Below are 8,696 nucleotides of genomic sequence, written 5' to 3' on the forward strand. Positions count from 1 at the left end.
CATTTTTCTCCGGGACACAGGTTTACGCAGATGAGCAAGACTTCTCTCGATAAGAGCAAGATCAAGTTCCTTCTCCTCGAAGGCGTCCACCAATCCGCCGTGGACGTCCTCAAGGCCGCCGGGTATGCCAACATCGAGTACCTCACCGGTTCTCTGCCGGATGCGCAACTGAAGGAAAAGATCGCCGATGCCCATTTCATCGGCATCCGTTCGCGCACCCAGCTGACCGAAGAAGTCTTCGACTGCGCCAAGAAACTGGTCGCTGTCGGCTGTTTCTGCATCGGCACCAACCAGGTTGACCTGGACGCAGCCCGCGAGCGCGGCATTGCCGTGTTCAACGCGCCGTACTCCAATACCCGTTCGGTGGCCGAACTGGTGCTGGCCGAGGCGATCCTGCTGCTGCGCGGCATCCCCGAGAAGAACGCTTCCTGCCACCGCGGTGGCTGGATCAAGAGCGCGGCCAACTCCTTCGAGATCCGTGGCAAGAAGCTGGGCATCGTCGGCTACGGCTCGATCGGTACCCAACTGTCGGTGCTGGCCGAAAGCCTGGGCATGCAGGTGTTCTTCTACGACCCGCTGACCAAGCTGCCGCTGGGCAACGCCACCCAGGTCGCCAGCCTGAACGAGCTGCTGGGCCTGGCCGACATCGTCTCGCTGCATGTGCCTGAGCTGCCGTCCACCCAGTGGATGATCGGCGAGAAGGAAATCCGCGCGATGAAGAAGGGCGCGATCCTGATCAACGCCGCCCGCGGTACCGTGGTCGAGCTGGATCACCTGGCCGCCGCGATCAAGGACAAGCACCTGATCGGCGCCGCCATCGACGTGTTCCCGGTCGAGCCGCGCTCCAACGACGAACAGTTCGAAAGCCCGCTGCGCGGCCTGGACAACGTGATCCTGACCCCGCACATCGGTGGTTCCACCGCCGAAGCCCAGGCCAACATCGGCCTGGAAGTGGCCGAGAAGCTGGTCAAGTACAGCGACAACGGTACCTCCGTGTCGTCGGTCAACTTCCCTGAAGTGGCCCTGCCGGCCCACCCTGGCAAGCACCGTCTGCTGCACATCCACGAAAACATTCCGGGTGTACTCAGCGAGATCAACAAGGTGTTCGCAGAAAACTCGATCAACATCTCCGGTCAGTTCCTGCAGACCAACGAGAAAGTCGGTTACGTAGTGATCGACGTCGATGCCGAGTACTCGGACCTGGCGCAAGAGAAGTTGCAGCACATCAAGGGCACCATCCGCTCGCGCGTGCTGTTCTAAAAAGCTTCGCTGGCAAGCCAGCTCCCACAGGTACCCCATCGCTCTCGAGAGCAGTGATCAACCTGTGGGATTGCATGAAAAAGGCGACCCTCGGGTCGCCTTTTTTCATGCCTGCGATTTACTTGACGATCACGGTGATCTTCTGCGATTCCACGCTCGGCTTGAACGGCACATGGAACTTGTCGCCCAGCACCAGTTGCAGGGTGTGCTTGCCCGGTGTCAGGGTCAGCTGGGTCTCGGTCTGCGCCTTGCCAAAGTGCAGCACCTGCGGGCCGGCCGGCAGCGGCTGGCCGTTTTCCGGCATCAGGCTGGTCGGCAGCACCTGGTCGGCAGCCGGGGCCTTGTCGACGTCCACCAGCAGGTGGTGATGGCCGGTGTGCGGGGTTTGATCACCGGCCGGCTTGAGTTCCATGCCTTCGATGCCAAACTTGACGGTGAAGGTCTTGTCGACCGTCGCGCCATCGGCCGGGGAAACGATGAACACCTTGGCCTCCTTGGGCGGCGCCTGGCTGACCAGGCCTTCAGCGGCGGCCAGGGCTGAGACGCCCATCAACAGGCCAGCAACGGCAGCACGTGAAAACAGGCTTTTCATTCACTTCTCCTATGATTACATCGGTAATGCTTACCCCTGAATGCCGGGGCAACAGGCCATTACCATAGATCAATTGCGTTAAGACATGCTTGAAAAAACGCCACGGAAAAAACTTCCCGTGGCATCTAACATCCTTGGCCCGGTGCGGTCCTAGAGACTGTTCGACCGCAACAGGTACAGAAAGTCGCGGCGACTGGACTTCACTGCCAAAGAAAAAGTAAGGGGCGTAGATGCGTTTGACCATTGGGGTAGTGCTTGCAGCCCTGCTCAGCCCGTTGGCACATGCCGAGTTGATTGACGAGGTGAACGATCGCAATGAATTGCGCATTGCCGTCAACGCCGACTCGGCGAACAACGTGAAGCAGGACGGCCAGTGGACTGGCTTCGAGATCGGGCTGGGCCAGGCGCTGGCCAAGGAGCTGGACGTAGGGGTCGAGTTCGTCGCAGTCACCCAGGCAGAATTGCTGGAGGGTGTGCAGAACGGACGCTACGACATTGCCCTGGACCAGATCACGCCCAGCAAGGACCTGAAGGAACGCCTGGACTTCAGCCAGCCGTACACCGAAGGGGCTGAGCAAGCAGCCTTTGTCGTGCCCTTCCAGAAGGGCAACCCGGCGTTTGAAAACGCTGTGAACAATGCCCTGCAACGCATCAAGGACGACGGCCGGCTGGCCGCGCTGGCGCAGCAGGGCGAAAAACCTGCCACCGAATCGTCGCTGGCACCGGCGCCCTAGCCTTCGAGCGCGGCCAGTGCCTGCACGGCCGCGTCGAGTTCCAGCTCACTGAACACCTGCACTCCGGCCTGGCGCAACAGTGCAGTGGTCACGCCCTCGCCCGTGACCCTGGTACCGCTGAACGTCCCATCGTAGGTCAGCAGGTTGGCGCACGACGGGCTGCCCGACTTGAGCACCGCAATGCCGATGCCATGGCGCTGTACCAGCGCCAGCGCCAGGCGTGCGCCCTGCACGAACGCCCCCGTGACATCCTCGCCCTGCACCGTCACCACCTGCGCCTGGCCCTCCAGCACCGCACGCCCCTGCCCGCCAGGGATCTCCGCCGGTGGGCGCGGCGTGGGCAGGCCGCCTGCCACCTCCGGGCACAGCGCCACCACACGGCCCTCGCGCTGCCAGCCCTGAAGAATGTCGGGGTGCCCACTGGCCCGGCCGTCGTAGCGCACCGGCTGGCCGAGCAGGCAGGCGCTGACCAGCACCTTTTGCAGGCTAGAACGGCTCATTGCCACGTCGACGGAACCAGCCGGTCAGGGACAGGCGTTCGCGGTTGGCCGCCAGCACTTCGTGCGGCACCTCCCCCGAAAGGAACACCACCAGGCAGCCGCCGGTCGGTTGCACGTCGCGCTGCACGTCGTCCTTGAGGCTCATGCGCAACTGACCGCCGTGCTCGGGCAACCAGTCCTGGTTGAGGTAGAGGACCGTCGACACGGTGCGCCGGTCATCGTCGCGAAAACGGTCCAGGTGCTTGCGGTAGAAGGCACCCGGCGGATACAGCGCAAAATGGCACTCGAAGTCTTCCAGGCCCAGGAACAGGCCGCGGTTGATCGCCTCGCGCAGGCTGTCCATCAGTTCCAGATAGCGATCGCAGGCGTCTGCATCGCCGGGTTCGAGCCACTGGATATGATCACCCCGAATGCCTTCGCGCACTTGCTGTGCAGGGCCGCGCCCTACGCCAGCCGGCGCCAGCTCACCCTCGGCGGCGCGTTTGCGGCATTCGGCCGCCAGCGCCCGGGTCAATGACTCGGGCAAAAAAAACGTCTGCTGTGACCAGCCGTGGGTGGCCAGGTCATCGACGATGCACGACAGCGAGGGGTGATCGAGGGGTATTTGCATGCCCGGCATAGTATCGAGCTGCCGGCAAAACCGACAGCGCCACTTGGCCGAGAGTATGCAATGGCGTCTCGACAAAGGCCCGCCGTGCCACGGACAATAGCGCACTGCCGACAGGAGTCCTGAATGCGCCGCTTGTTTTTACTGCTGTTGATGATCTGCACCACGCCTGTCTGGGCAGATACCTACGACCAACTGTACAAGGTCACCGGGTGGCCAGAGCAGCGCGCCCATTTTACCGACGCCCTCGATGCCGCCCAACAGCGCTACCGTGGCAGCTTGCCGCCTGCGGTTTATCAGGCGCTGGTCAACAACAGCAACCAGCGCTTCGAGGCCACGTCGGTGGACCGTCGCGCCGAGGCGCAACTGCGCGCCAGGCTCGAAGACCCCAAGCCTGCGCTGGCATTTTTCCAGTCGCCGCTGGGGCGCAAGATCGTCGCCGCCGAACTGCTGGCCACGCGCCGCGACCAACTGGCCAAGAATGCCAAGGGCCTGCCCAAGATCCAGGCCAGCGACAGCCGCCTGCTGATCATCGGCCACCTGGCCCAGGCGCTGCCGGCCCGCGAAGCCGGCGCCGAAGTCAGCCTGGCGATTGCCGGCGTGGCAGCGGACAGCCTGAGCCAGATGATCCCTGGCCTGCTGGGTGGTGGTCAGGCCCAGAGCATGCTCGACGGGCAGCGCCAGCGCCTGATGCAACAGATTGAAGCCGACCTGAACAACACCCTGCTGTATGTGTACCGCGGCTTGTCGGATGCCGAACTGGACGAGTTCGCCAGCTTTGCCGAGTCGACTGAGGGCAAGGCGTACTATGCGGCCGCCCTGGCCGCGATTCGCGCAGGCCTGGCCGTGGGCCAGAGCACCTCGGACCTCAAGTGATCAGCCCAGGCGCTGGTCGATGAAGGCAAAGTAGTCGCGTCGAATCGCCGGCAGCTCGTTGACCAGATGGTGACGCGCTTCTGGCATCAGCAGGATCTGCGGCTCTGTAAATTTGGCCTTGAGCACTTCGAGGTTGTACGGCCAATCCACGGTCATGTCGGACTGCCCCTGGACGATCAGGGGCTGGCGCGGGCTGCGCGGTGCCGCCTCGATACGCTTGACCCACGCCATCAGCGCGCCGACCCAGGCGGTGGGCAGGCGCCGCGGCTGCAGCGGGTCGGCCTGCAGGAACGGCAGGAAGGTCGGGTCGTTGCTGTTCTCGCTGAAGCGCCGCTCGATGCCGGTCACGAAGTGGCGCAGCACCTGATAGCTGAGCTTCGACCAACGCCAGGCGCGCGGGCGCACCAGCGGCGCGAGCAGGATCACCTGGCCTTGCGCGGGGCTGCTCGCGCCGTGGTGCAACAGGTGATCGACCACAATGGCTGCACCGGTACTCTGCCCACACAGGTGCCAGGGTTGCGGCAGTTGCAGCGCCTGGCCCTGCGCGAAGAGGGCCTGCAGCACGTGCTGGTACACCGCAAAATCATCGATGCTGGCGCGCTCGCCGCTGGACAGGCCGTGGCCGGGCAGGTCGCAGGCGATCACCGCGAACTGCTGGCTGAGTGCCCATTCGATGGCGTGCCGGTACAACCCCATGTGATCGTAGAAGCCGTGCAGCAGCACCAGCGTGGCCACCGGCGCAGGGGGCAGCCAGACTTGCGCAACCACCTCGAAGCCTGCGCTGTCGAAACGCCCCAGCCAGCTTTCGGCGCCGGGTATGTCCAGGCTGTAGAAGTGCTGGTACGCCTGTGCCTGGGTCGACAACGGCTGACGCTTGGCCAGCGCTTGCAGGCTGGCGCGCAGGGAGTCGGGGTCGAAGGAGGCGGGCATAAAGGGTTTCCACACACAGGGCAAAGGATTGATCCGGGATATTCATCTGTTGGCGGCGGCGTGGCAAGCTAGGTGACTTTTTTGTTGTCTGTTCCGGCCCTTTCGCTGGCAAGCCAGCTCCCACAGATTTGTGCACGCCATCGATCCCTGTGGGAGCTGGCTTGCCAGCGAAAGGGCCCACACCTGTCTCGAAATGGAATCCCGATGCCCCGCCACCTGCTGACCGGCCTCACCCTGCTGCTGTGCACCGCCGGCCTGTGGTGGGCCTACGACAGCTTCCAGAGCCGTTACCTGCGCCCCTTCGACAACCAGACCGCGCTGTTCGCCGGCGATCACCTGCGCCTGCCCGACACCCTCGCCGGTCCCGGCCCGATCCGCGTCGTGCATTTCTGGGATCCGGCCTGCCCGTGCAATGTCGGCAACCAGCAGCACCTGGCCGAACTCGTCGAACACTTCGCCCCGCAGGGCGTCACCTTCCACGTCGTGCAAAAGCCCGGCACCCGCGGCCAACTGCCCGCCCCCCCTCGGCGCCCTCGAGCCGCTGCCCGCGTTGCCCGGCGCCGAACACCTGCCCGCCAGCCCTGCCGTGGCGATCTGGGATCGCAACGGCCAGTTGGCCTACTTCGGCCCCTACAGCGAAGGCGCCACCTGCAACTCAAGCAACAGCTTCATCGAGCCTATCCTTCAGGCACTGAGCCAGGGGCGCGCGGTCAGCGTCACCCACACGCTCGCCGTGGGCTGTTACTGTCCCTGGTAGCGCCCGACACGGGCATCATCACAGCACAAGGAGTCTCGATGAAACGCAGCCTTACCCTCCTCGCCGTGGTCATCGCCGCCGTGGCCGGCGGCGGCTACTGGTATGTGCACGGCAAGCTGGCACAACGTGACGGCGAGGTCACCCTGGCCAGCCTGCAAGCCCCCGTCAGCGTGCGCTATGACACACGCGGCGTACCGCACATCCAGGCACGGAACGAGACCGACCTGTACCGCGCGCTGGGCTACGTGCACGCCCAGGACCGCCTGTTCCAGATGGAGATCACCCGGCGCCTGGCCAAAGGCGAGCTGGCCGAAGTGCTGGGCCCCAGGCTGGTGGAAACCGACACGCTGTTTCGCAGCCTGCGCATTGCCGAACAGGCCGCGCTGATGGTCCAGCGCCAGGACAGGCAGGCCCCCGCATGGCTGGCCCTGCAGGCTTACCTGGAGGGCGTCAACGCCTGGCAGGCGTCGCACCCCAAGCCGATCGAATTCGACCTGCTCGGCATCACGCCACGCCCGTTCACCGCCGAGGACACCCTGAGCATTGCCGGCTTCATGGCCTACAGCTTCGCCGCCGCGTTTCGCACCGAGCCGCTGCTGACTTATGTGCGCGATCACCTGGGCAAGTACTACCTCAGCGACTTCGATCTGGAGTGGGACCCGCAAGGCCCGGTACAGACCCCGCCGCACCTGGCCGCCGCCGACTGGCGCGACCTGAGCCGCATCGCCCGGGTCAGCCACCAGGCACTGGGCGATGCCGGGCTGCCGCAGTTCGAGGGCAGCAATGCCTGGGCACTCAGCGGCAAGCTCACCGCCAGTGGCAAGCCACTGCTGGCAGGCGACCCGCACATTCGCTTCTCGGTGCCGTCGGTGTGGTACGAGGCTGAGCTGACCGCACCCGGCTTTCACCTGTACGGCTATCACCAGGCACTCAACCCGTTCGCCTCGCTGGGCCACAACCGGGAGTTCGGCTGGAGCCTGACGATGTTCCAGAACGACGACCTCGACCTGATCGCCGAGCAGGTCAACCCCGACAACCCCGAGCAGGTGAAGATCCACGGCCAGTGGCAGGACCTGACCTCCAGCCAGCAGCAGATCAAGGTCAAGGGCGAGGCGCCGCGCACCATCACCCTGCGCCGCTCGCCCCATGGGCCGATCGTCAATACCGCCGTCAGCGGGCACGGCACCGGTACGCCGATCGCGATGTGGTGGGCGTTCCTGGAAACCGAGAACCCCATCCTCGAAGCCTTCTATGACATCAACCGCGCCAACACGCTGGAGCGGATGCGCACGGCCGCGGCCAAGATCCACGCGCCCGGGCTCAACCTGGTATGGGCCAACGCACGCGGCGACATCGGCTGGTGGGCGGCGGCGCAGCTGCCGATTCGTCCACAAGGGGTAAACCCCGCATTCATCCTCGATGGCAGCACGGCGCAGGCCGACAAGCTCGGCTTCTACCCGTTCAGCGCCAACCCTCAGCAGGAGAACCCGAAGGCGGGCTACATCGTCTCGGCCAATTTCCAGCCGGTGTCGCCCACCGGCAGGGTCATCCCCGGCTACTACAACCCGCCCGATCGCGGCCGCCAGATCAATACCAACCTCGCCTCGCCCAACGTCAAATGGGACCTGCACAACAGCCAGGCACTGCAACTGGACACGGCGACCGCCTATGGGTCGCATTTCCTCACGCCGGTGCTGTCGGTGTTGCGCGAGGTGGTGACCGACGAGCACGAGCGCGAACTGGTCGAGCAACTGGCCGGATGGCGTAGCGACTACCCGGTGGAGTCGACCAGCGCCACGCTGTTCAAGCAGTTCCTCTACGAGTTCGCCCGGGCCGCCCTGCAGGACGAACTCGGGGACGAATGGTTCGAGACACTGCTGTCGACACGCACCGTGGATACGTTGCTGCCAAGGCTGGCGGCAGACGTGGACGCAGAGTGGTGGGCGCGCAAGGGCAGCAACACGCACAGCGACCGGGAAACGGTGATCAAGCTGGCCTGGGACAACACCCTGGCGCACCTGCGCACGACCTTCGGCGACGACCCTGCCCGCTGGCAGTGGGGCAAGGCGCATACCCTGACCCACGCGCATCCGCTGGGCCTGCAGAAGCCGCTGAACCTGTTGTTCAACGTGGGGCCGTTCGCGGCGCCAGGTGCACACGAGGTACCGAACAACCTGTCGTCGAAACTGGGCCCGGCGCCTTGGCCTGTGACCTACGGGCCGTCGACGCGACGCCTGATCGACTTCGCCGATGCGGGGACGGCACTGAGCATCAACCCGGTCGGGCAGAGCGGTGTGCTGTTCGACAAGCACTATGCCGATCAGGCGCAGGATTACATCGACGGGAAGTATCAGCGGGCGCTGATGGGGTTGGCGGGGGAGACAGAGGGGACGTTGCGGCTGGTGCCCTAGAAATTGCGCTGCGGCCTTCGCTGGCAAGC

At 64.8% G+C, this 8,696-nt stretch carries 8 protein-coding genes and 1 pseudogene; 5 read left to right on the plus strand and 4 right to left on the minus strand.

Annotated features, from left to right (window positions below):
* Nucleotides 1–30 precede the first annotated feature (30 nt).
* Nucleotides 31–1,260: a phosphoglycerate dehydrogenase gene (gene serA, locus KUO17_RS23350; RefSeq protein ID WP_217977947.1), complete on the plus strand. Its 1,230-nt coding sequence runs from the start codon at nucleotides 31–33 to the stop codon at nucleotides 1,258–1,260.
* Nucleotides 1,261–1,378: 118 nt separating this feature from the next.
* On the opposite strand, the gene KUO17_RS23355 is transcribed toward serA, so the two are convergent.
* Nucleotides 1,379–1,852, minus strand: coding sequence for a DUF4399 domain-containing protein (locus KUO17_RS23355; RefSeq protein ID WP_217977948.1), 474 nt, complete (start codon nucleotides 1,850–1,852; stop codon nucleotides 1,379–1,381).
* 230 nt (nucleotides 1,853–2,082) lie between these two features.
* Between KUO17_RS23355 and KUO17_RS23360 the strand changes: the two genes are divergently transcribed.
* The gene (locus tag KUO17_RS23360) at nucleotides 2,083–2,586 is read left to right on the plus strand and encodes a transporter substrate-binding domain-containing protein (protein WP_217977949.1); all 504 of its coding nucleotides are present in this window, start codon (nucleotides 2,083–2,085) and stop codon (nucleotides 2,584–2,586) included.
* Here the strand turns inward: KUO17_RS23360 and KUO17_RS23365 are convergent.
* The gene (locus KUO17_RS23365) at nucleotides 2,583–3,086 is read right to left on the minus strand and encodes a 2-thiouracil desulfurase family protein (protein ID WP_217977950.1); all 504 of its coding nucleotides are present in this window, start codon (nucleotides 3,084–3,086) and stop codon (nucleotides 2,583–2,585) included. The two genes, KUO17_RS23360 and KUO17_RS23365, sit on opposite strands and share 4 nt — an antisense overlap.
* A complete protein-coding gene (locus KUO17_RS23370) occupies nucleotides 3,073–3,705 on the minus strand; it encodes a 2OG-Fe(II) oxygenase (protein WP_217977951.1) in 633 nt (210 codons plus the stop codon). The genes KUO17_RS23365 and KUO17_RS23370 overlap by 14 nt, the downstream gene beginning before the upstream one ends.
* Before the next feature lie 114 nt (nucleotides 3,706–3,819).
* Here KUO17_RS23370 and KUO17_RS23375 point away from each other — a divergent pair, with 114 nt between their 5' ends.
* The gene (locus tag KUO17_RS23375) at nucleotides 3,820–4,569 is read left to right on the plus strand and encodes a DUF2059 domain-containing protein (protein WP_217977952.1); all 750 of its coding nucleotides are present in this window, start codon (nucleotides 3,820–3,822) and stop codon (nucleotides 4,567–4,569) included.
* On the opposite strand, the gene bipL is transcribed toward KUO17_RS23375, so the two are convergent.
* Entirely contained in the window at nucleotides 4,570–5,499 is a 930-nt protein-coding gene (gene bipL / locus KUO17_RS23380; protein WP_217977953.1) for a phospholipase BipL, read from the minus strand.
* Between the two features lie 204 nt (nucleotides 5,500–5,703).
* Between bipL and KUO17_RS23385 the strand changes: the two are divergent.
* Together KUO17_RS23385 and KUO17_RS23390 are read left to right on the plus strand one after the other, a co-directional pair.
* Nucleotides 5,704–6,256, plus strand: a pseudogene (locus tag KUO17_RS23385) (DUF6436 domain-containing protein).
* A gap of 38 nt (nucleotides 6,257–6,294) precedes the next feature.
* On the plus strand, nucleotides 6,295–8,667 hold the full coding sequence (locus KUO17_RS23390; RefSeq protein ID WP_217977954.1) for a penicillin acylase family protein: 2,373 nt from the start codon (nucleotides 6,295–6,297) through the stop codon (nucleotides 8,665–8,667).
* The last annotated feature ends 29 nt before the right edge of the window (nucleotides 8,668–8,696 follow it).

This window comes from Pseudomonas aegrilactucae, from assembly GCF_019168305.1.
In the GTDB taxonomy this organism is placed as follows: Bacteria; Pseudomonadota; Gammaproteobacteria; order Pseudomonadales; family Pseudomonadaceae; genus Aquipseudomonas; species Aquipseudomonas aegrilactucae.

Excerpts from the sequence above, each read along its gene's own strand:
- serA (WP_217977947.1), top strand. The coding sequence starts at position 31 with ATGAGCAAGACTTCTCTCGATAAGAGCAAGATCAAGTTCCTTCTCCTC.
- KUO17_RS23355 (WP_217977948.1), bottom strand. The coding sequence starts at position 1,852 with ATGAAAAGCCTGTTTTCACGTGCTGCCGTTGCTGGCCTGTTGATGGGC.
- KUO17_RS23360 (WP_217977949.1), top strand. The coding sequence starts at position 2,083 with ATGCGTTTGACCATTGGGGTAGTGCTTGCAGCCCTGCTCAGCCCGTTG.
- KUO17_RS23365 (WP_217977950.1), bottom strand. The coding sequence starts at position 3,086 with ATGAGCCGTTCTAGCCTGCAAAAGGTGCTGGTCAGCGCCTGCCTGCTC.
- KUO17_RS23370 (WP_217977951.1), bottom strand. The coding sequence starts at position 3,705 with ATGCCGGGCATGCAAATACCCCTCGATCACCCCTCGCTGTCGTGCATC.
- KUO17_RS23375 (WP_217977952.1), top strand. The coding sequence starts at position 3,820 with ATGCGCCGCTTGTTTTTACTGCTGTTGATGATCTGCACCACGCCTGTC.
- bipL (WP_217977953.1), bottom strand. The coding sequence starts at position 5,499 with ATGCCCGCCTCCTTCGACCCCGACTCCCTGCGCGCCAGCCTGCAAGCG.
- KUO17_RS23390 (WP_217977954.1), top strand. The coding sequence starts at position 6,295 with ATGAAACGCAGCCTTACCCTCCTCGCCGTGGTCATCGCCGCCGTGGCC.